Origin of the sequence: Vibrio sp. 1562, assembly GCF_033340155.1 — a bacterium.
GTDB lineage: Bacteria > Pseudomonadota > Gammaproteobacteria > Enterobacterales > Vibrionaceae > Vibrio > Vibrio alginolyticus.
In genome coordinates, this window is the sequence record NZ_JAWOVY010000587.1 from 1 (window position 1) to 580 (window position 580).

The 580-nt window shown below is 47.2% G+C and carries 2 protein-coding genes; both read left to right on the forward strand.

Going from position 1 to position 580, the window contains the following annotated elements:
• The coding region (locus tag R7Z49_RS26535; RefSeq protein ID WP_318112646.1) for a chorismate lyase at positions 1-161 on the forward strand (161 nt) is incomplete at its 5' end.
• The coding region (locus tag R7Z49_RS26540) for a UbiA family prenyltransferase (RefSeq protein ID WP_318112644.1) at positions 162-580 on the forward strand (419 nt) is incomplete at its 3' end.

Below are 580 nucleotides of genomic sequence, written 5' to 3' on the forward strand. Positions count from 1 at the left end.
CCGATAATGTCGAGCGCGACTCGCTGCAAATGGGTTGGGTTCACTTGCCTCAAGGCCGTTTTCTCGCACGACGCTCAAGGTTGTGGATGAATCACAAACCTATGTTAGTCGCTGAGTTATTCTTATCGAATTCACCTATTTACGCCAAGGAGAGAGGGTAAATGTCCGCAGAAAAAGCCAAAGCATATTGGCAGCTGATGCGAATGGATCGCCCAATTGGTTCACTATTATTGTTGTGGCCAACGGTTTGGGCTCTGGTCATTGCAGCCCAAGGCATACCGAGTTGGGATGTGCTCATTGTATTTGTGTTGGGTGTATTTTTAATGCGTAGTGCAGGCTGCGTCATTAACGATTTTGCAGACCGCAAAGTCGATGGTCATGTGAAGCGTACTAAACAGCGTCCATTGCCTTCGGGTAAGGTCACGGCGAAAGAGGCGATTGGCTTATTTTTGGTTTTGGCCGTGAGCTCATTCTTACTTGTTTTGACTATGAACCCCTTAACGATTCAGCTCTCTTTTGCGGGTCTTGTCTTAGCCTTTATCTACCCTTTTATGAAGCGTTACACGCATATCCCGCAGCT